This window comes from Pseudomonas sp. NFACC32-1, assembly GCF_900101215.1.
Lineage (GTDB): Bacteria > Pseudomonadota > Gammaproteobacteria > Pseudomonadales > Pseudomonadaceae > Aquipseudomonas.
In genome coordinates this window covers 172726-192417 of record NZ_FMUL01000004.1, presented here as the reverse complement: position 1 = coordinate 192417, position 19692 = coordinate 172726, and the positions used below count along the sequence as shown (strand labels likewise).

Annotated in this window: 19 protein-coding genes; 12 read left to right on the top strand and 7 right to left on the bottom strand. The window is 61.7% G+C overall.

Going from position 1 to position 19692, the window contains the following annotated elements:
* The 3 genes from cyoA to hmpA form a co-directional block, all read right to left on the bottom strand.
* On the bottom strand, window positions 1–948 hold the full coding sequence (gene cyoA, locus BLP99_RS08830; protein WP_072388254.1) for a ubiquinol oxidase subunit II: 948 nt from the start codon (window positions 946–948) through the stop codon (window positions 1–3).
* 794 nt (window positions 949–1742) lie between these two features.
* Window positions 1743–2252 carry a disulfide bond formation protein B gene (locus BLP99_RS08820; protein WP_072388256.1) on the bottom strand — a complete coding sequence of 170 codons (510 nt, stop codon included), beginning with the start codon at window positions 2250–2252 and terminating at the stop codon, window positions 1743–1745.
* Between the two features lie 329 nt (window positions 2253–2581).
* Window positions 2582–3763 (bottom strand): NO-inducible flavohemoprotein, encoded by a 1182-nt coding sequence (hmpA, locus tag BLP99_RS08815; RefSeq protein WP_072388258.1) that lies wholly within the window; start codon window positions 3761–3763, stop codon window positions 2582–2584.
* Window positions 3764–3914: 151 nt separating this feature from the next.
* Between hmpA and norR the strand changes: the two genes are divergently transcribed.
* The 5 genes from norR (at window position 3915) to BLP99_RS08790 (ending at window position 9041) form a co-directional block, all read left to right on the top strand.
* Complete coding sequence (gene norR, locus BLP99_RS08810; RefSeq protein WP_072430787.1) at window positions 3915–5471, top strand: nitric oxide reductase transcriptional regulator NorR; 1557 nt, start codon at window positions 3915–3917, stop codon at window positions 5469–5471.
* 237 nt (window positions 5472–5708) lie between these two features.
* Window positions 5709–6611, top strand: a complete 903-nt coding sequence (locus BLP99_RS08805) for a chemotaxis protein CheV (protein WP_072388262.1) — start codon at window positions 5709–5711, stop codon at window positions 6609–6611.
* Between the two features lie 148 nt (window positions 6612–6759).
* Window positions 6760–7095: a hypothetical protein gene (locus tag BLP99_RS08800; protein WP_072388264.1), complete on the top strand. Its 336-nt coding sequence runs from the start codon at window positions 6760–6762 to the stop codon at window positions 7093–7095.
* 77 nt (window positions 7096–7172) lie between these two features.
* Window positions 7173–7922, top strand: coding sequence for a YkgJ family cysteine cluster protein (locus BLP99_RS08795; RefSeq protein WP_072388747.1), 750 nt, complete (start codon window positions 7173–7175; stop codon window positions 7920–7922).
* 147 nt (window positions 7923–8069) lie between these two features.
* A complete protein-coding gene (locus tag BLP99_RS08790; protein WP_072388266.1) occupies window positions 8070–9041 on the top strand; it encodes a 2-hydroxyacid dehydrogenase in 972 nt (323 codons plus the stop codon).
* Window positions 9042–9117: 76 nt separating this feature from the next.
* Here the strand turns inward: BLP99_RS08790 and BLP99_RS08785 are convergent, their stop codons facing one another.
* Entirely contained in the window at window positions 9118–10020 is a 903-nt protein-coding gene (locus BLP99_RS08785) for a DMT family transporter (protein WP_072388268.1), read from the bottom strand.
* A gap of 135 nt (window positions 10021–10155) precedes the next feature.
* Between BLP99_RS08785 and BLP99_RS08780 the strand changes: the two genes are divergently transcribed.
* The 4 genes from BLP99_RS08780 (at window position 10156) to fecA (ending at window position 15091) form a co-directional block, all read left to right on the top strand.
* Window positions 10156–11043 carry an AraC family transcriptional regulator gene (locus BLP99_RS08780; protein ID WP_072388270.1) on the top strand — a complete coding sequence of 296 codons (888 nt, stop codon included), beginning with the start codon at window positions 10156–10158 and terminating at the stop codon, window positions 11041–11043.
* 116 nt (window positions 11044–11159) lie between these two features.
* A complete protein-coding gene (locus tag BLP99_RS08775) occupies window positions 11160–11648 on the top strand; it encodes a sigma-70 family RNA polymerase sigma factor (protein WP_072388272.1) in 489 nt (162 codons plus the stop codon).
* A gap of 4 nt (window positions 11649–11652) precedes the next feature.
* Window positions 11653–12600: a FecR domain-containing protein gene (locus BLP99_RS08770; protein ID WP_076405530.1), complete on the top strand. Its 948-nt coding sequence runs from the start codon at window positions 11653–11655 to the stop codon at window positions 12598–12600.
* 151 nt (window positions 12601–12751) lie between these two features.
* Window positions 12752–15091 carry a TonB-dependent Fe(3+) dicitrate receptor FecA gene (fecA, locus tag BLP99_RS08765; protein WP_092180172.1) on the top strand — a complete coding sequence of 780 codons (2340 nt, stop codon included), beginning with the start codon at window positions 12752–12754 and terminating at the stop codon, window positions 15089–15091.
* 97 nt (window positions 15092–15188) lie between these two features.
* Here the strand turns inward: fecA and BLP99_RS08760 are convergent, their stop codons facing one another.
* On the bottom strand, window positions 15189–15596 hold the full coding sequence (locus BLP99_RS08760; RefSeq protein WP_092180170.1) for an HPF/RaiA family ribosome-associated protein: 408 nt from the start codon (window positions 15594–15596) through the stop codon (window positions 15189–15191).
* A 495-nt stretch (window positions 15597–16091) separates the two neighbouring features.
* Here BLP99_RS08760 and BLP99_RS08755 point away from each other — a divergent pair, with 495 nt between their 5' ends.
* Entirely contained in the window at window positions 16092–16409 is a 318-nt protein-coding gene (locus BLP99_RS08755; RefSeq protein WP_072388280.1) for a DUF3509 domain-containing protein, read from the top strand.
* Window positions 16410–16448: 39 nt separating this feature from the next.
* Here BLP99_RS08755 and BLP99_RS08750 read toward each other — a convergent pair whose 3' ends face one another.
* Window positions 16449–16949 carry a phosphate-starvation-inducible protein PsiE gene (locus tag BLP99_RS08750; RefSeq protein ID WP_072388282.1) on the bottom strand — a complete coding sequence of 167 codons (501 nt, stop codon included), beginning with the start codon at window positions 16947–16949 and terminating at the stop codon, window positions 16449–16451.
* A gap of 301 nt (window positions 16950–17250) precedes the next feature.
* Between BLP99_RS08750 and BLP99_RS08745 the strand changes: the two genes are divergently transcribed.
* Complete coding sequence (locus BLP99_RS08745) at window positions 17251–17511, top strand: YebG family protein (protein ID WP_072388283.1); 261 nt, start codon at window positions 17251–17253, stop codon at window positions 17509–17511.
* Between the two features lie 87 nt (window positions 17512–17598).
* Here the strand turns inward: BLP99_RS08745 and BLP99_RS08740 are convergent, their stop codons facing one another.
* The gene (locus BLP99_RS08740) at window positions 17599–18618 is read right to left on the bottom strand and encodes a Glu/Leu/Phe/Val dehydrogenase family protein (protein ID WP_092180168.1); all 1020 of its coding nucleotides are present in this window, start codon (window positions 18616–18618) and stop codon (window positions 17599–17601) included.
* 185 nt (window positions 18619–18803) lie between these two features.
* Between BLP99_RS08740 and BLP99_RS08735 the strand changes: the two genes are divergently transcribed.
* The gene (locus BLP99_RS08735) at window positions 18804–19607 is read left to right on the top strand and encodes a SirB1 family protein (RefSeq protein ID WP_072388285.1); all 804 of its coding nucleotides are present in this window, start codon (window positions 18804–18806) and stop codon (window positions 19605–19607) included.
* Window positions 19608–19692: the final 85 nt, after the last annotated feature.

The following is a 19692-nucleotide window of genomic DNA, read 5'->3' as shown; positions in this document are numbered from 1 at the left end:
TTACTCCTCTGCCCCGGCAGCTGAATGCGAACTCATGTCCATCCCTTCCATGTTGTGCGCCACTTCCTTCTCTTTCTTCTCGTGGTGCATTGGCTTGCCCGGGTTCATCCCTTCATATTTATCGATGATGGTCTGGAACAGGTTCGGCGTGACCGACGAGTAGAGTTCGACTGGGTTGTTCTGGCTCGGTTTGGAAAGGGCTTCGTATTCAGCTTTTTCAAGCTGTTTAGGTGCCTTCTTCACATCGTTGACCCAGGCGTCGAATTCTTCCTGGGTCGTGGCGATTGCTTTGAACTTCATGCCGGTGAAACCCGCGCCGCTGTAGTTGGCCGAGATACCTTCGAGTTCAGTGTTCTGGTTGGCGATCAGGTGCAGCTTGGTCTGCATGCCGGCCATCGCATAGATCTGGCCGCCCAGGCCCGGGATGAAGAACGAGTTCATCACGGTGTCGGAAGTGACCTTGAAGTTGATCGGCGTGTGGGCCGGGAAGACGATCTTGTTGACTGTGGCGATGCCCTGTTCCGGATAGATGAACAGCCACTTCCAGTCCATCGAAACCACTTCGATGGTGACCGGCTTGACGTCGGAATCCAGCGGACGATAAGGGTCCAGGGCATGGGTCGACTTGTAGGTGATGTAGCCCAGGGCAATGATGATCAGGACCGGAATGGTCCATACGGCCACTTCGATCTTGGTGGAGTGCGACCACTTCGGCGTGTACACGGCCTTGGTGTTGGAGGCGCGGTACTTCCAGGCGAACAGGAACGTCATGACGATGACCGGCACGACGACCAGCAACATCAGCAGCGTGGCGGTGATGATCAGGTTTCGTTCATCCAGGCCGACCTGGCCCTTGGGATCGAGCAGGGTCATGTTGCAGCCTCCCAGCAACAACGTGCCGAGCAGCGGCAACAAGCCTAGTAATCGGGGGTACCTGTTTTTACTCATCTCACGACCTCTAAAGCAGCTTGCGCAATGCAGTTGGGTTTTGATCGCCAACACTTCAACCTGCCAAGGGTTGGCATTTTCTTGGATTTGAATAAGGGCTGCCCGTCGAGCGTCAGACGCTGTTCGACACATCCTGGGCCAGCAGTGAGTTCTTATTCGAATTCGTCGGTAAAAGGCCTTGTTACAGCCCAATTCCATTTGGTGCGGGTAGTTGGAAGGCACCGACACCTGGGATCGCATGGGGCGCTGGCGCCCTTCGACCACCTCTCGCGCTCAAGCCTGAGCCGGGCCGGATATTCGGTGCGGGCGATTGTAGTGAGCTGAAGCGCTGTAGACCATGTCTCATCCCGAAATAATTTTTATCCGAACCGGCAACAATCTATGGCGGATTCTGCAACAGACGCCCATGTTATCGAAAACAGTTCTCAACAAGAACCCCAAAAAACGTAGGTCTACTAAGCCCGATTTAGACAGGCCGCAAGGGGTTCACAGACTTTTCAGGCCACGCAAGCGCCCAGTTTTCGGGGCCTTTGCCCCATGGCGCGATATTGTTAAAAATGCCTGCCCTACACAGGGAAGCGATGGCGAAAGCAGGGCACTCGAGGCCTTTTTTTGTTACAGGACAAGGCGACTATTGGCGTCGTGGAAGACGTGTCAGAGGCAGGATGTGTGACAACGTGTCGCAGATTGTCGCAGAGCATTCTTGTCCGGGATCAAGGCCATCGCCGTGGACGACTGAAACGAAAAACGCCCCGGCTCTTCGGATGAAAAACCGGGGCGTTTACGTCAGCCATTCAGCGAAGCGATTTGCGATTGCGCAACACCAGCAGCGGCACCAGCACCACGATCAGCACGAAGGCCACCAGGGCCCATTGCGCCAGGGACAAGCCCAGGATCGGCGGATAGGGCGTGGAGCAGAAACCGTCGACCTGGAACCCCAGCGGGAAGATCTTCGCCAGCGGCAGGTCGTCGACGATCGGCTGCAGCACATCGACTCCGCAGCTCACCGCCGGAAAGAACTGGGTATAGACGTGATGCCCCGCCACTCCCGCACCGGCCAGGGCGCAAAGCACCACGATGCCTTCAAGGATTGTCAGGCTGCGACGTGTGCGCATGGCCGCGCCGATGAAGGCGAAGATCGCGATCAGCAACAGCGCGTAGCGCTGCAGGATACACAGCGGGCACGGTGCTTCGCCGAGGGCCACCTGCATGTACAGCGCGCCGCCGATCAGCGCCAGGCAGATCAGGCCCAACAGCACCAGATAGCGCCGCTCGCGGCCCAACCGCATCATTTCCTCACTCATTGGGTTTCCCTTTGTCATACATGGATCGACGCACAGCCTTGCGAACTCGGCGCGCTGTCGGATGGCCGAAGTCTACACGCTGGCCATGACAGTGAACGAGCGGTTGTCGTCGACTTTCAAGGGAATAGACAGGAAGAACGTTAAGCGCCGATTAATTGCCTGGAAGCAGGCCTGCCGGTGGGCGTCGAGCTGATCGTCGTGATCGCAAGCAGGCTCGTCCCCACACGTTGGTTCGAGTTGTTCACGAAGTCGCGTCCAACACGAATCTTCCTGTGGGAACGAGCCTGTTCACAAAGCGCGCAACCCGGTTTCCCGGGCCGGCCGATGACTTATTCCAGGGCCGCAGCCGGTCCGAAGAACTCGTAACGGCTCTGCCCGGCCGGCACACCCAGGTTCTTGAGGTGGCGCTTGACCGCCGCCATGAAGCCCTTGGGTCCGAGGAAGTAGGCGTCCAGATCCCGCTGTTCCGGCAACCACCTGGCCAGTTGTTCCTGGCTCAACAAACCCACGGTGTCAGCCGCCGGGCTCGAACCGTCGTCTTCGTCATAGCAATAGAACCGCTTGAGTTGCGGGTGCCGACGGGCAAGGTCGTCGATCCAGTCGCGGAAAGCATGGACACGACCGTTGCGCGCGCAGTGGATGAAATGCACCGGCCGTTCGGTTTGCAGCGCCGCCTGCAGCATCGCCAGGGTCGGCGTGATGCCGACGCCGCCGCTGATCAGCACCAGGGGCTTGTCGCTGGCGGTCAGGTAGAAATCCCCGGACGGCGGGAACAGCTGGATGCGGCTGCCGACAGGGAAGTCGTCGTGCAGGTAGTTCGACACCCGCCCACCGGCCTCGCGCTTGACACTGATCCGATACTGGCCGTTGTCGGCCAGGGCCGACAGCGAATAGTTGCGCCGTACCTCTTCACCGTCCAGCACCAGCTTCATACCGATGTACTGGCCCGGCTCGGCCACCAGGATCGGCCCCTTGTCCACGGGCTCGAAGTAGAACGAGGTGATCTCATCACTCTCCTGCACCCTGGCCGCCAGTATGAATTCACGCTCGCCCCGCCAGCCGCCCGGTGCCGCGGCTTTCTGGTCGTACATGCCGGCTTCGGCACCGATCAGGATATCGGCCAGCTGGTTATAGGCCGCGCCCCACGCGGCAATCACCTCGGGAGTGGCGATTTCCTCGCCCAGCACCTCGGCAATGGCCCGCAACAGACAGGCGCCAACGATCGGGTAATGCTCTGGCAGGATCTGCAAGGCCACATGCTTGTTGACGATTTTCGCCACCAGGTCACCCAACTGGTCGAGCTGGTCGATGTGCCGCGCATACATCAATACGCCGTTGGCCAGGGCGCGGGGCTGGTCGCCGCTGGCCTGGTGAGCCTGGTTGAACAGGGGACGCACCTGGGGATATTCGGACAGCATCATGCGGTAGAAATGGGTAATGAGCGCTTCACCACCGCTTTCCAGCAATGGAACAGTGGAACGGATGATGGCGCGTTCTTCTTGGCTGAGCATTGGGTGACTCCATGCAAGGACTTGATAACAACTGCCTTGTCCTATCAGATTTCATGCCATGATTAATTTCGTTATTTTTCAATAACTTAAAATCAGAGTAGTCATAAAGACACAAGACTCGATATAGTCTTTGGGACTACATGGAGTCTTTATGACCGCGACCTCTCTGCTGACAGCCTTGTTGCCACTGGTGGCGGACCTGTCCCGGGAACTGCCTGAAGGCGAGCGCTATCGCCGCCTGCTGGGAGCCCTGCGCGCCTTGTTGCCCTGCGACGCAGCCGCACTGTTGCGCCTGGACGGAGACTGCCTGGTGCCCCTGGCGGTGGACGGCTTGAGCACCGACACCTTGGGCCGACGCTTCCGGGTCAGCGAGCACCCGCGCTTCGAAGCGCTGCTGGCCAATCCGCACCCGACCCGGTTCGCCACCGACAGTGACCTGCCCGATCCGTACGACGGGCTGGTCGAAGGCCTCGACGATCATCTGGAAGTCCACGATTGCATGGGCTGTCCGCTGTTCGTCGATGAACGACCGTGGGGACTGCTGACCCTCGACTCACTGGATCCGGGCCGCTTCGAGCCGATCGACCTGAGCGCCTTGCAGGCCTTCGCCAGCCTCGCCGCCGCCACGGTCAGCGCGGCCGAACGCATCGAGCGCCTGGCCTTGAAAGCCGAAGACGAACACCGCCGCGCCGAGGTCTATCGCCAGGCCAGCGGCCATCAGCACCGGGACATGGTCGGCCAGAGCAAGGCCCATAAACGCCTGGTGGAAGAAATCAACCTGGTGGGCAGCAGCGACCTGACGGTACTGATCACCGGCGAAACCGGCGTCGGCAAGGAACTGGTCGCCCAGGCCATCCATGCCGCCTCGAAGCGCGCCGAGCAGCCGATGATCAGCCTCAACTGCGCCGCCCTGCCGGACACCCTGGTGGAAAGCGAACTCTTCGGTCACGTGCGCGGCGCCTTCACCGGGGCCACCGGTGATCGGCGTGGCAAGTTCGAACTGGCCGACGGTGGCACGCTGTTCCTCGATGAAGTGGGCGAGCTGTCCCTCACCGTCCAGGCCAAGCTGCTGCGAGTGCTGCAGAGCGGCCAGTTGCAGCGCCTGGGCTCGGACAAGGAACACCGGGTCGATGTGCGCCTGATCGCCGCCACCAACCGTGACCTCGCCGAGGAGGTGCGCAACGGTCGCTATCGGGCCGACTTCTATCATCGCCTGAGCGTCTACCCCCTGCAGGTACCGGCCCTGCGCGATCGCGGTCGCGATGTGCTGTTGCTCAGCGGCTTTTTCCTGGAGCAGAACCGTTCGCGCATGGGCCTTGGCAGCCTGCGCCTGAGCAGCGACGCCCAAGCCGCGCTGTTGGCCTATGACTGGCCAGGTAACGTGCGCGAACTGGAACACCTGATCGGTCGCAGCGCCCTCAAAGCCCTGGGCCGCTGCCCGGTGCGGCCGAAAATCCTCAGCCTCGGCGCCCAGGACCTGGATTTGCCCCAGACCGGCGAACCGCTTTCAGCCTCGGCCACGGCCAGCCCGACGCCCGCCACGGAACCGGCCACCGGAGATCTGCGCGAAGCGGTGGACGATTTCCAGCGCCGGTTGATCACCGCCAGCCTGGAGCGCCACCGGCACAACTGGGCCAGCGCCGCCCGGGAACTGGGCCTGGACCGCGCGAACCTGGGGCGGATGGCCCGGCGACTGGGGCTCAAGTAGCTCCCCTTCCCCCTGCTCGGACCCAAAACAAGAGTGGGCACCTTGTGGCCAGGGGATTTATTCCCTGGCCACAGATCAATCCCGCGTCACAGGATAAGCGTGCGCAGGCCGCTGACTTGAAATTGGCTGACGACAGCTTTCGTCCTAAAGCCTGCCCCCAACAAGTCGATAACCCAATATCAAAAGCTGTTTTGGCGATCTTCATGCTCGCCCCACCTTTTTACACAGAAGGTTTTTATGTCTTCCAACAAAGCCCGCGCAGATTCACTTTCGCTTCTGCTGTTTACCTTGCGCAGCGGCAAGCTGATGGCAATCAACCTGCTCAAGGTCAGTGAAATCATCCCCTGCCCGCCACTGACCAAACTGCCGGAGTCGCACCCCCATGTAAAAGGCATCGCGACCCTGCGTGGCACATCGCTGTCGGTGATTGATCTGAGCCGCGCCATTGGCGAGCGCCCCCTGGAAGATCCCGATGGCGGCTGCCTGATCGTCACCGATGTCAGCCGGTCCAAGCAGGGCCTGCATGTGCAGGCAGTGAGCAAGATCGTGCATTGCCTGACCACCGATATCAAACCGCCGCCCTACGGCTCCGGCGGCGTGCGGGCGTTCATCACCGGCGTGACGTCGGTGGACGGCACACTGGTGCAAGTACTGGATATCGAAAAAGTCATCCATGGCATCGCCCCGGCGCAGATCGAGACGGCGCCCACCGAATTGAGCATGGAAGACGCCGAGGTATTGGGTAACGCGCGGATCCTGGTGGTGGATGACAGCCAGGTCGCCCTGCAACAATCGGTGCACACCCTGCGTAACCTGGGCCTGCAATGCCACACCGCCCGCAGCGCCAAGGAAGCCATCGAGTGCCTGTTGGAACTGCAGGGCACCGCACAGGAAATCAACCTGATCGTCTCGGACATCGAGATGTCGGAAATGGACGGCTACGCCCTCACCCGGACCTTGCGCGAAACCCCGGACTTCGCCCATCTCTACGTGCTGCTGCACACCTCCCTCGACAGCGCCATGAACAGCGAGAAAGCCCGGCTGGCCGGTGCCAACGGCGTGCTCACCAAGTTCTCTTCGCCGGAACTGACCAAGTGCCTGATCACGGCGGCCAAAGCCGTTGCCGAACAAGGACGCTGAGGACAAAGACGTCGTTACCCGCTGATGGGCACCGCCTGTGGCGTGCCCCCGGACGGCCCCCCAGTCACGCCTGGAATCACGTCGCCGTGTCACGCGCTCGCCGTTGTGGGCTTATAGTGCAGGCTCCCCTGGCGCTCTGGAGTCGAACATGAACAGTACCGCACGAACCGCTCTTTACCTGGTCGCCCTGACCTCCCTTGCCTTTCACGCCCACGCCTCGAGCCCCAGCGCCTGGGCAGCTCATGACAAAGAGGTGCTTGCCAGTTGCCTGAAAGCCAGCGGCCTGAAGGACGCGGCGCCCGTGGGCAGCGCCGCGCAATTCGATGACCGGGTGGGCTACACCGCGCTGTTGCTGCAAGGCCACTATCCGCAGAAACACATGAAAGGCGCGAACGGCACCGAACTGTGCCTCTACCACAAGCAAGCCAAGGTCGCCTACGTCACCGAATGGGATTCGATTCGTCCAGCCACGACCTCGCACTGAGTGGCGCATAATTTGCTATGCAGGGCTTGGCACGGCGTATTTCTGTCGCCGCTTTCAGCCTCGCATCCGGGCAATCGATGAACACGACATTTTCCTGCGTAGGGTGTGGCAAATGCTGCACCGATCACCACGTCCCCCTGACACTCGACGAGGCCCGAATGTGGGCTGATGACGGCGGCCAGGTGATCGTCCTGGTGGAAGCCTTCCTGCCCAATGGCCTGGGCCTGCCGGCGGGGCAACGCGAGCATGCCGAACGGCGTTCGGCGGTGGTTCGCACCGGCAGCACCGAAGCGTTCGTGGCGATCACCTTCGCCGCCTACAACGCTGGCCGTTGCAGGAACCTCGACGAAGAAAACCTGTGCCGCATCTATGAGCGCCGGCCATTGGTTTGCCGCATCTATCCCATGGAAATCAACCCGCACATTCCCCTCGACATCGCCGTCAAGGAATGCCCGCCGCAATCGTGGGAAACCGGACCGCAGTTGATCCTGGGAGGCGAACTGGTGGACCAGGAACTGGCACGGCTGATCGAGCGTTCGCGCCAGGCCGATCGCGACGAGATCCGGATCAAGGAGCGGGTCTGCGCTCGCCTGGGCATCCATGTCACCGCGCTCAAGGGCGACGGGTTCACCGCCTACCTGCCGGACATGGCGGCGTTCGCCTCGGCGATCGACCAGGTGCGCTCCCAGCCCCTGGAGCAACAGGCCAACGAGTGGCAGCTTCACCTGTCCGGTGCCGATGTGGCCGACCAGGTCCAGGCCAGCGGTGCATGCGTCGCCACGGAAACGCCGGCCAACTACGCCTTTATTTCGCTGCGGGCGGCATAGCGGCAGATCGTGACGAACCCTCCCGTGGGAGCGGCCTGGTCCGCTCTCACACGGTGTCTTCATGGCTTGCGATCACTTCCCCTCTCGCCTAACCCTCGGCAAGAATGTTAGCGTGCTTGGTATTCTCTGCCAGACGAGCCTTGCACGATGAAAAAAACCGTACTTGCCTTCAGCCGTATCACGCCCCAGATGGTCGAGCGCCTGCGACAGGATTTCGACGTGATCGTGCCCAACCCGTCGAACGGCGACATCAATGCCCAGTTCAACGAAGCCCTGCCCCAGGCGCACGGACTGATCGGCGTGGGACGCAAGCTTGGCCGCGAACAACTGCAAGACGCCGCGAACCTGCAAGTGGTGTCCAGTGTGTCGGTGGGCTACGACAACTACGACCTGGCCTACTTCAATGAGCGCGGGATCATGCTTACCAACACGCCCGACGTGCTCACCGAAAGCACCGCCGACCTGGCGTTCGCCCTGCTGATGAGCAGCGCCCGGCGCGTCGCCGAACTGGACGCCTGGACCAAGGCCGGTCAATGGCAGGCCACCGTCGGCCCGCAACTGTTCGGCAGCGATGTGCACGGCAAGACGCTGGGCATCGTCGGCATGGGCAACATCGGCGCGGCCATCGCCCGGCGTGGCCGCCTGGGCTTCAACATGCCGATCCTCTACAGCGGCAACAGCCGCAAGACCGAACTGGAAAACCAGTTGGGCGCGCAATTTCGCGAACTCGATCAGTTGCTGGCCGAAGCGGACTTCGTCTGCCTCGTGGTGCCCTTGAGCGAGAAGACCCGTCATCTGATCGGCCAGCGCGAACTGTCGCTGATGAAGCCGAGCGCCATCCTCGTCAACATCTCCCGCGGCCCCGTGGTGGATGAACCGGCGCTGATCGAAGCCTTGCAGAACAACCGCATCCGCGGCGCCGGGCTGGATGTCTACGAAAAAGAGCCCCTGGCCGAGTCGCCGCTGTTCCAGCTGAAAAACGCCGTGACCTTGCCCCACATCGGTTCCGCCACCCATGAAACCCGTGAAGCCATGGCCAACCTTGCGGTGGAGAACCTGCGAAGCGCCTTGATGGGCGAACGGCCCAAGAACCTGGTCAACCCGCAAGTCTGGAAATAAGACTCGCCGGGTATCATGAGCCCTGTGGCGAGGGAGTTTGCGCCCTCGCCACGGGATATTCGCCAGCCACTGCGCCTCAGCGCGCACCCAGCGCGACTTTCGCGGCCACCGGCCGCGGTTTGCGGAACACCAGCACGTTCCCCAGCATCACCAGCACCAGCCCGACCAACGCCGGTGCCGTCCATTGGTAGCCCTCGGCGAACGCCGAGACATTCAGCGCCACCACCGGAAACAGGACCGTGCAATACGCTGCCCGCTCCGGCCCCATGCGCCCCACCAGCGTCAGGTACGCGGTGAAGCCGATCACCGATCCCGGGATCACCAGGTACATCAACGAGCCGATATAACGAGTATTCCATTCCACCTCGAAGGGGATGTCGTTGAACAGGCACCACACAGCCAGCATCGCCGCGCCATAGGCCATCCCCCAGGCATTGGTCGTCAGCGGCTTGAGCCCGGCTTTCTGTTGCAGGCTCGACAGCATGTTGCCGGCCGAGAAACACAAGGTCCCCAGCAGCGCCAGCGCCAACCCGAGCAACGTCTGTGGGCTGGCCTGGTGGCCGGCCAGTTCCGGCCAGAACAGCAGCCCCAACCCCGCCAGCCCGAGGGCACCGCCCAACAGCACGTTACGCGCGATACGCTGGCCGAAGAACACGCGTGCGTTCAAGGCATTCCACAGCGTGGCGGTGGAGAACACCACGGCCACCAGGCCGCTGGGAATCCACTGGGTGGCGGTGAGGAAGCACATGAAGTTGATGCAGAACAGACACAGGCCCTGGGCCAGGCAAATCAGATGGCCACGGCGATTCATGACCTGCAGGCGCCGGCTGAGCAAGAGCATTGCGAACAGGATCAAGGCCGCGAGGCCGAAGCGATAGACAATCGACACCGCAATGGCGACGACGCCCAGTTGCAGTTTCAACGCGATCCAGGTGGTGCCCCAGATCAGTACGGTGAGCAAGTACAGCGAGAGGTTCATGACGGCGGCTCCTGACATTGGCCACCAGTGTCACGCCATGGGCCGACGGCCAGTTGCGTAAACTTGCGGTTTTGTCGGTGGGCGGGCTGGCAGGGAGCGGCCTACGGAGTAGGATGCAGGCTGGAGAGAACGAACATGTCCACACTGCAAACCCTGCAAGTCTTTCAAGCCCTCAACAGCTCGCCCAACGCTCGCCTGGAATACAGCGCCGAGCTGGGGGATGGCATGGCGGCCGCCTTGTGGAGCAATCATCACGACGCGCGGGACTACGAGGCACCGACCCACCACACACTGTCGTGCTACATCGCCGGCGGTACCGGTACCTTTCGCCGCGAACGCCCCGACACCACCGGGGCTCCCGACAAGCTCTGCGTCCTGCCGGCCGGCCATGAATCGGCCTGGGTCATCAACGGCGACATCCGCCTCGCCCACCTGTATTTCAGCCCCGAGCAATTCGCCCTCGGTTGTGTCACGTTGCTGGACCGCGAACCCCGGCAACTCCAACTGCACGAAGCGACCTTTCTCGACGACCCGCAACAAGCCCAGCGTTTTCGCCAGTTGATCGGCCTGGACTGGAACGAACCTGCCGAACGCCTGCTTTGCACCAGCCTGGCCCATGACCTGCTCGGTCATTTGCTGCTGAGCCAAGTCAGCCCGCGCCAGGGGCTACGCCTCAAGGGCGGGCTGGCCGCTCACCAGCGACGCTTGCTGGTGGACTACATCGACAGCCACCTGGCCGATGGCATCAGCCTCGGGCAACTGGCGGCATTGTGTACGCTGTCCGAATACCACTTTGCCCGGATGTTTCGCGAGAGCTTCGGGCTGCCCCCCCATCAATACGTGCTTGCGCGGCGTCTTGCCCGGGCGCGTCACCTGCTACGCACCACCTCACACCCCTTGGGCGATGTCGCCCTGGCCTGTGGGTTCGCCAGCGCCAGTCATTTCACCCACCGTTTCCGCCAGGCCCTGGCCGCCACGCCTGGAGAGTATCGACAGGCCTTCCTGCGCCAAACGCCCACGTGACCCGGTTCAACGAAAGAACCCGATACTCATCCCGATTGCCGTAGCCCCCGTCGCGCCACTACAATGCGAACAATTCTTGTTCTCTAACGTAGTCGATCGCTGTCGGAGTGTCCCCGTTGCCGCCCGCCCCCACCGTCGAAGTGCTTTATACCGCCCATCACAACTGGCTCAACGGCTGGCTGCGACGCAGGCTCGGCTGCCCCGACAGCGCCGCCGACCTGGCACAGGATACGTTCATTCGGGTACTGACCGCTCGCGATCCACAGCCGATCCTCGAACCGCGGGCCTTTCTCACCACCATCGCCAAACGCGTGCTGTTCAACCATTACCGCCGCCAGGACCTGGAGCGCGCCTACCTCGAGGCCGTGGCTCAATTGCCCGAGCAGGTGGCGCCGTCGGAGGAGGATCGGGCGATCATTCTGCAAACCCTGCTGGAACTCGATCAGTTGCTCGACGGCCTGCCGCGTGCGGTCAAGCGTGCCTTTTTGCTGGCCCAGGTCGATGGACTGACCTACAACGAAATCGCCCGCGAACTGGGCATCTCCCTGGCAACGGTCAAACGCCATTTGAACAAGGCAGCGATGCGCTGCTATTTCGCGCTGTGACCCCATGAACACGCCCCCCAACGTGAGCACACGCGTCGCCGAGCAGGCGGTCCACTGGTTACTGGAAATGCAGCAGGGGCCACTCACCCCACGTCAGCAACAGGCCTGGGAACAATGGCTCGACGCCCACAGCGAACATCGCCGCGCCTGGGAGCACATACAACGCGTCAACCAACGACTGCGCAGCGTGTCGTCCCCCTTGGCCCACGCCGCCCTCAATGCCCCCAAGCGCAGCACCCGGCGCCAGGCGCTCAAGCTGCTATCGATACTGGGCGCCGGTTCGGCCCTGGCCTGGGGCCTGCGCGAACGCCAGGTGCTGCCCCCGCTGCTGGCAGACTATCGCAGCCCGGTGGGCGAGCGTCGTCGCCTGACCCTGGATGACGGCAGCCAGTTGCAGCTCAACACTGGCAGCGCCGTGGACGTTCGCTTCGACGCCCAACGCCGCGTGATCCGCCTTCTGGAAGGGGAACTGCAGTTGGCCAGCGCCCGGGACCCTCGTCCGCTGCACATCGTGACCGCCCATGGCCTGCTGGACAGTCATGGCGCGCGGTTCAACGTCCGTGAGTTTGCCGACCACACCCAGGTGGCGGTGTTCGAAGGGCAAATGCAAGTCCATGACCGGCATGGCGCCTCACTCTTGTTGACGGCCTCGCGGCAAGTGGGCCTGGGCGTCAACGGCCCCGGCCCGGTCACGGCACTGGACGCCAACAGTGGTGCCTGGACCGAGGGCATGCTGGTGGCGTCCCACATGCGCCTGGCGGATTTCCTCGACGAACTCAGCCGCTACCGGCGCGGCCAGTTGCACTGTGACGACGCGGTCGCCAACCTGCTGATTTCCGGAAGCTACCCACTGGACAATAGCGAACGCATTCTCGATCTGCTGGAAGTCAGCCTGCCGGTGACCGTGCGACGGTTTACCCGCTACTGGGTCAGCGTCGAAGCTCGCAGCTGAAACATGAGCATGACGAGGGCCGGGCATCGCCCATCGAACAAACCCGATCGCGCCCTGTTTAAAAAAATAATGTTCCGGTGAGCCGTTTTCGACACCTCGGGTGACAGAGAAGTAAAGCCACTTTGACGCAACCTTCTCAGGACCCTCCTTCATGCAGCCATTGCCTACCCGTCTCACCCCGATCACTCGCATCCTGCGCCGACTGCTGCTGGGAGCAAGCCTGGGCCTCGTTGCGTTACCGCCGGCGCAGGCAGCCGAACCCAAGGCCTACCACATCGCGCCGTCCTCGCTGGAAGAGGCCCTCAATCAGTTCGGTCGGGAAGCGGGGGTCTTGATTTCCTTCGGCTCGCAAGTGACCAGCGGGTTGAAAAGCCGCGGCCTGGAAGGCAGCTACAACCCCGAACAGGCCCTGGATGCGTTGCTTGAAGGTACGGGCCTGCAAGCCCGTCCCGAAGGCGACAACGCCTTCAGCCTGCAACCGGTCAGCGACGCGGTGCTGGACCTGGGGACCACCACCGTGGTGGGCGACTGGCTCGGCGATGCCGCGCAGGCCAACGTGTTCGAGCATCCCGGCGCCCGTGACGTCATCCGTCGCGAAACCTTCGAGCGGCAGGGCGCGACCCAGGCCCGCGATGTGCTCAATCGTATTCCCGGGGTCAACGCCCCCGAGAACAACGGCACTGGCAGCCACGATATGGCGCTGAACTTCGGCATCCGGGGCCTCAATCCACGCCTGGCCTCACGTTCCACGGTGCTGATGGACGGTATCCCGGTGCCCTTCGCCCCGTACGGCCAGCCGCAACTGTCGTTCGCCCCGGTCAGCATGGGAAACATGGACGCCGTGGATGTGGTGCGCGGTGGCGGTGCGGTGCGCTATGGCCCACAGAACGTCGGCGGCGTGGTCAACTTCGTGACTCGGGCCATTCCCGATGCACCGACGGTCAAGGGTGGCTTGCAGACCGAGACGAGCCCGTCCTCCAGCCACGACGGCTTCAAGACATCTTCCAACCTGTTGGCCGGCGGCACCGCCGCCAATGGCCTGGGCGGTGCGCTGCTGTATTCCGGAACCCGTGGTGGCGACTGGCGCGAACACAGCGACACGCAGATCGACGACCTGATCCTCAAAGGCAACTACCAGCTGGACGAAGCCAACAGTTTCAACGCCATGGCCCAGTACTACGAGGGTGAAGCCAATATGCCCGGCGGTCTGAATGTCGCCGACTACGATGCCGATCCGTACCAGTCCACTCGGCCGAACGACCGGTTCTGGGGCCGCCGCACATTGGTCAACTTCGGCTATCGCTACCAGCAAGACCGCCGGGAATTCACCGCCAGTACATTCTTCACCAAGACCTTGCGCAGCGGTTACCTGGATCAAGGCTCGTTCCTCTCCCTGTCGCCTCGCGAATATTGGGTGCGCGGCCTGGAAACCCGCTTCGCCCAGGGCTTCGACCTCGGCCCGACCCGCCACGAAGTCGGGGTCGGCTACCGTTACATCAATGAAGCCGGCCACGAGTTGCGCTATCGCACCCCTATCGCCAGCAACGAGTTGCCGACGACCGACAGCCGAAACGACCGAGACACCCGTGGCGGCACGCAAGCCAACGCGTTTTTCATCGATGACCGGATCGACATCGGCAAGTGGACCATCACGCCGGGTATTCGCTACGAGATGATCGAATCGCAGCAAACCAACAACCTGACGAACGTGAAGTACAAAGGCGACTACAACACCGCCCTCCCGGCGCTGAACGTGCTCTATCACCTGACCGACGATTGGAACCTGTACGCCAACACCGAAGGCTCCTTCGGCAGCGTGCAGTACAGCCAGATGCCCAACCGCGTCAGCAGCGGCGAAGTGAAGCCGGAGAAAGCCCGCACCTGGGAGATCGGCACACGCTATGACAATGGCAATCTGAAGGCAGAGATCGGCGCATTCCTGATCAACTTCGATAACCAGTATGAAAGCAACCAGACCAACGACTCGGTGATCGCCCGCGGCGAAACCCGTCACCAGGGTCTGGAAACCAGCATCAACTATGCCCTCGATGGCCTGAGCCCGGTGCTGGCCGGTTTCGATGTCTACGCCACCTACGCCTTCGTCGACGCCACGATCCGCGAAGACGGGCCGAACAAGGGCAACCGCGTGCCGTTTTCCTCGAAACACAAGGGCACCCTGGGGATCGGTTACACCGAAGGCCCATGGAAGCTCAACCTGGACAGTACCTACCAGAGTGCGCAGTTCGCCGACAACGCCAACACCCGCGCCGAAAGCGCTGATGGCAGCACCGGCAATATTCCCGGCTACATGCTCTTGAGCAGCCGTGCCGCCTACGACTTCGGCCCGCAGTTGTCGGACCTGAATGTCGCCGTGGGGGTGAAGAATATTTTCAATACCCAGTACTTCACCCGCTCCTTCGACGACAACAACCGGGGCAAGTACGTAGGGGAACCGCGCACGTTGTATGTGCAGACCTCCGTGGCATTCTGATCGGCACGCAACCCGCGTCCTGTCCATGACACCACAGAAAACGAAACGGGCCTGCAATTGCAGGCCCGTTTAGCAGGTCAGTGGGTTTGAATCAGGCTCAGCCGTTCATGGCAGCCCGCTCGTTTTCCAGGAATTCTTCCTCCAGCATCGCGTCGGCCAGTGCCACGGACTCGGTCTTGACTGCCGCGGCGCGCTTGCCGCGCAGCTTGCCGAACAGATGTTCCAGGGCATTTTCAAGCTTGGTGGCCGCGCCTTCGATCGCCGCATCCAGCGAACCGGCCTTGTGCGTCACGGAGATCGGCTGATGGCCCTTTGGCCGAGCTTCGATCTGGCAGCGCATGTCATGGGGACCAGGCTTGTCGCCGTTCTCATCCCCCAGGTGGACCTCGACCCGAGTCAGGTCTTCTTCGTAACGTTCGAGCGTGCTTTCAATGGTTGTACGTACCCACTCCTCCAGTCGGATGCTGCTTTGAATATGGTTATCGCTGTTGACTTGGATTTGCATAGTTCATCCCTTATTTCGGCTAGCTCGCCAGGGGCCTGTCGACGTTGGCGTAACGGCCCCTTGAATACAGAGTCGGGCTGTGGGAGGAACAATTCAACCCCTGGAGAAAGATAAATATTCATTTGCAAATAAAGGCGGACAACACGCAAAAGCGCTGTTAAGGTCGGGAATTGCCCTGCCTCGCCTCCTCTGGCAAACCCTCTCCTTCCTGCACCTTCAACGACCATTGCGCCCCGAAACGGGCAGCCGTTGCAGCGCCGTTCCAGAGCGCTGTGGATCGATACGCCTGGAACCATTGTCCGAAGGTTTTTCCGGCATGTCCCTTGCTACCTCTCAACCAGGCACCGCAGGGGAATGACTGTCAAATGGCCACCTGCCGACGCCTTGCAACAGAGGATGAAATACGAACATGGAATGGCCGATGGTCCGGTATTGCGAACTAATCCTGATCACGGCCGGTCAACAACTGCACGTTCAATCAGGCGGTGACGCATCATGGACAACCCTTTTCAGATCATTACCGACGCTTTTGCGCCGCACTATCAAATCAATCTGAGCATCCAGGGACTGGACGGCAGCATCATGCTGACCTTATCCAAGGCCGGTCGGATCGTCGCCAAGCGCATGATCAGCGCCCAGCAACGCAACGATCCGGAACGCCTGAAACGCCTGGTGCAAAGCATCCAGTTCGGCATCGCCATCGAGCAGGGCCACAGTGCCGTGGCGATCCTCGAAGCCATGACCGGCGGTGACAACGTCAAGCTGCCACCGCGGCAGGCACAAAGCCTGGGCGCCCCTGCCGCCAGCCTCTGAGACGGCGCGAGGGGCCCGCGGCGACTTCTCGTTGAGCCCCTAGATCTCGCCTTTCTCCACTTCGGCATGCTCGCTGGAACCCGCACCGACCTTACGGTGCGGGTGTTCGATCTTCACCGAAGGAAATTGCGAGGAAGCGTAGCGCACCACCAGGATAGAGAACGCCAGCAGCAGGATGCCGCCACACAGGTAGATGATCCCGAGGTCCGGCGGGCTGTGATGGGAAACGTTGGAAATCAGCAGGCGGGTCAGCGCGGTAATGGCCACGTAGATCAGAAACCGTACCGGCATGTGGTTGGTCTTGAAATAGATCCCCACCATCGCCCCCAATTCCAGGTAGATGAACAGCAGCAGGATGTCATCGATCTTGATGTGCCCCTCTTCGATCATCTGCAAAAATTCCATCACCGCCGCCCAAGCGGTCACCGCTCCGATGGCGAACAACGCCAGGTAATGAAACGTCTCGACGAACAGGTTGCCCAGGGATTCGGCCAGTTGATGCACGTTCTGCCGCAGGTTCTCGGCCCAGTTGATTTTCACGGTGTGGTTTCCTTAGGTCGTTTCGACCGGATGATGCGGATTGGACGTGACGGTTGTTCTGCATGCAGAAAAAAGGCCAGCGACTGTGGGTGAGATGGCAATGGGCCGTGCTTCGACACTTTTGCGCGGCTGGCGAAGACGGGATCTCTGCCACCAGGCTCAGCCCGCCAGGACAAATACCGAAACCGGTCTACATTAAAAAGCCACTATCCAAGGGAAAGGGTTTTCGCTTATCCTCTTGGCTGTATATAAATACAGTAGTCAGAAAGACTAACCAATGTGAAGGCATGTGAGGTGGTGAATGGCCGTCGAAGTGGTATACCGCAGCAGCCGAGATCTGGAGCGCTTGTTCATGGATAAAGCCGAAGCTGACCGTCATGACAAAATGCTGGAGCTCGCCGAATTGCTGGCCGAAGTGTTGCAAAAAGCCGTTCCATCGCTGAGCGAGCAACAGGTAGAGGAAGCCGGCATCTACATGGCGAAGAATCGCGAAGTATTTGCAAGGGCATTCAAGAGCCAGCCGGACGCGCTGTCCGAACTGCTCAATCCTTCCGCCGAATGAACAAAAAAGATCGCAGCCTTCCGGCCGCACCGCATGGCATTGAATGCATGCAGGTGCGGCCGGAAGGCTGCGATCTTTTTTATCGGTTCACTTGTACAGCAAGCGCTCCGCCAGTTCGTCCGCCACCCGCGCCGGCGAGCGCTTTTCGGCCTGGGCGTGGGCGAAGATCTCGGTAAGCCGGGCGCCGATCTTCGACAGGTGAGCCGTAATGGTCGGCAACTCTTCACCGTGGTGTTTCAGGGCGACGTAGATCAGGCCGCCGGAGTTGATCACATAGTCCGGCGCATAAAGAATCCCGCGCCTTTCCAACTGATCGGCCACTTGCAGGTTGCTCAACTGGTTGTGGGCCGAGCCGGCGACGGCCGAGCAGCGCAGTTGCGCCACGCTGTGGCTGTTGAGCACACCGCCCAGGCCACAGGGCGCGAGAATGTCGCAAGGGGTACTGAGCAGCGCGTCGTTGGCGATAGGATGGGCATCCAGTTGCTCCATTGCCAGTTGCACCTTGCCGGGGTCGATGTCGCTGACCAGCAGTTCGGCGCCCGCCGCGTGCAGTTGTTCGGCCAGGGCATATCCCACGTTGCCCAGGCCCTGGATGGCCACCCGCAGGCTTTCCAGGTTATCGCTGCCCAGGCGCGCCATGGCCGTGGCGCGGATGCCGGCGAACACCCCCATCGCCGCATGGGGCGCGGGGTCTCCCGAGGCCGTGGTGCTGGTGACATGGCGAGTCTGCTGGGCGATGCAATCCATGTCGGCCACCGACGTGCCGCTGTCGATGGCGGTGATGTAGCGACCATCCAGTTGCTCGATGCAGCGGCCGAAGGCTTCGAACAATGCGGCCCGGCTTTCGACATGGGCCGGGCGCATGATCACCGCCACCCCGCCGCCCACCGGAAGTCCGGCCAGGGCAGCCTTGTAGCTCATGCCCTGGGCCAGGCGTACCGCGTCGACCACGGCACTTTCGTCGTCGGGGTAGGACAGATAACGACACCCTCCCAGGGCCGGCCCAGGACGGCTGCAGTGGATGGCAATGACCGCCTTCAACCCGGTCGTCGGGTCTACGCTCAAGTGCAGCGATTCAAGGCGGGAGCTTTGCATGAGAGCAAACATCGAAAGGCTCCCGAATCACTTTTGTTTGTTTCGCCAGTATAGGCGTGTAGTCGAAAATTGCTGGAGCACGCCGGAATAAGCCGCAGCCGTAGTCAGTCTTTTCGGACATAACCATTACGACGACTGTCCGAGACTGGACGAAACCCCATGGCGGGGCTAAAACGAGGCAAAGCCCGGAGACTGTGATGAAACCGCGCCAAGCTTTTTTTGAATGCCTGCACCGCTCGCCACCGGCCCTGTTCGAAGCGGCGTTGTGGATTGCCGCCGAACATGACCGTGACGTGGACGTGCCGGCCCTGCTCAGTGATTTCAAGGACCTGCAACGGCGTGTCAGCCAGAACCTGCCGATGCTCCCTGTCGCGGAGCTGGGCCAGCCCCTGCTGCGCTGCCTCAACGACCTGGGTTTTGCCCAGGATGACTTCACCCCGCTGCGCCCGCGCGCCGCGTTGCTCGACAAGGTATTGGCGCGCAAGCGCGGGCAACCCCTGGCCCTGGCCTTGATTGCCCTGGAGTTGGCGCGAGGCCTGGAAATTCCGATGGTCGGCGTCAACTTCCCTGGCCATTTCCTGTTGCGCGTGCCCGGCGCCGACCATTTGCTCGACCCCTGCGGCGGCCGCCGGCTCTACCCCAATGACTGTCGGGAACTGCTGCAACGCCAATACGGTGCAAACATGCCGCTCAAGGCCGAGCACCTGGTCACCGCCGAACCGATGCAGATGCTCCAGCGTCTGTCGCGCAACCTTCGGCAATTGCATCTGACGAACGACGAATACATCGATGCCTTGATCGACGCCGAACGGGTACTGGAAATGGGGAATGCCAGCGCCGCCGACTACCTGGCCCGCGCCAGCCTGTACCAGCGGCTCGATTGCCCCAACGCCGAACGCTTCGACCTGGAACACGCGTTGATGCTCAGCGACGATCCGATCCAACGGATCCGGTTGACCGAACGGCTGGGGCATTTACCGCCGAATTCGATTGTGCATTGAACCGGTGGACGGCATTCGGCAGGGATGATGGCCCTGTGGCGAGAGAGCTTGCTCCTCGCCACAGCAATCACCTGGTTTTCAGAAC

Excerpts from the sequence above, each read along its gene's own strand:
- cyoA (WP_072388254.1), bottom strand. The coding sequence starts at position 948 with ATGAGTAAAAACAGGTACCCCCGATTACTAGGCTTGTTGCCGCTGCTC.
- BLP99_RS08820 (WP_072388256.1), bottom strand. The coding sequence starts at position 2,252 with ATGAGTGAGGAAATGATGCGGTTGGGCCGCGAGCGGCGCTATCTGGTG.
- hmpA (WP_072388258.1), bottom strand. The coding sequence starts at position 3,763 with ATGCTCAGCCAAGAAGAACGCGCCATCATCCGTTCCACTGTTCCATTG.
- norR (WP_072430787.1), top strand. The coding sequence starts at position 3,915 with ATGACCGCGACCTCTCTGCTGACAGCCTTGTTGCCACTGGTGGCGGAC.
- BLP99_RS08805 (WP_072388262.1), top strand. The coding sequence starts at position 5,709 with ATGTCTTCCAACAAAGCCCGCGCAGATTCACTTTCGCTTCTGCTGTTT.
- BLP99_RS08800 (WP_072388264.1), top strand. The coding sequence starts at position 6,760 with ATGAACAGTACCGCACGAACCGCTCTTTACCTGGTCGCCCTGACCTCC.
- BLP99_RS08795 (WP_072388747.1), top strand. The coding sequence starts at position 7,173 with ATGAACACGACATTTTCCTGCGTAGGGTGTGGCAAATGCTGCACCGAT.
- BLP99_RS08790 (WP_072388266.1), top strand. The coding sequence starts at position 8,070 with ATGAAAAAAACCGTACTTGCCTTCAGCCGTATCACGCCCCAGATGGTC.
- BLP99_RS08785 (WP_072388268.1), bottom strand. The coding sequence starts at position 10,020 with ATGAACCTCTCGCTGTACTTGCTCACCGTACTGATCTGGGGCACCACC.
- BLP99_RS08780 (WP_072388270.1), top strand. The coding sequence starts at position 10,156 with ATGTCCACACTGCAAACCCTGCAAGTCTTTCAAGCCCTCAACAGCTCG.
- BLP99_RS08770 (WP_076405530.1), top strand. The coding sequence starts at position 11,653 with ATGAACACGCCCCCCAACGTGAGCACACGCGTCGCCGAGCAGGCGGTC.
- fecA (WP_092180172.1), top strand. The coding sequence starts at position 12,752 with ATGCAGCCATTGCCTACCCGTCTCACCCCGATCACTCGCATCCTGCGC.
- BLP99_RS08760 (WP_092180170.1), bottom strand. The coding sequence starts at position 15,596 with ATGCAAATCCAAGTCAACAGCGATAACCATATTCAAAGCAGCATCCGA.
- BLP99_RS08755 (WP_072388280.1), top strand. The coding sequence starts at position 16,092 with ATGGACAACCCTTTTCAGATCATTACCGACGCTTTTGCGCCGCACTAT.
- BLP99_RS08745 (WP_072388283.1), top strand. The coding sequence starts at position 17,251 with ATGGCCGTCGAAGTGGTATACCGCAGCAGCCGAGATCTGGAGCGCTTG.
- BLP99_RS08740 (WP_092180168.1), bottom strand. The coding sequence starts at position 18,618 with ATGTTTGCTCTCATGCAAAGCTCCCGCCTTGAATCGCTGCACTTGAGC.
- BLP99_RS08735 (WP_072388285.1), top strand. The coding sequence starts at position 18,804 with ATGAAACCGCGCCAAGCTTTTTTTGAATGCCTGCACCGCTCGCCACCG.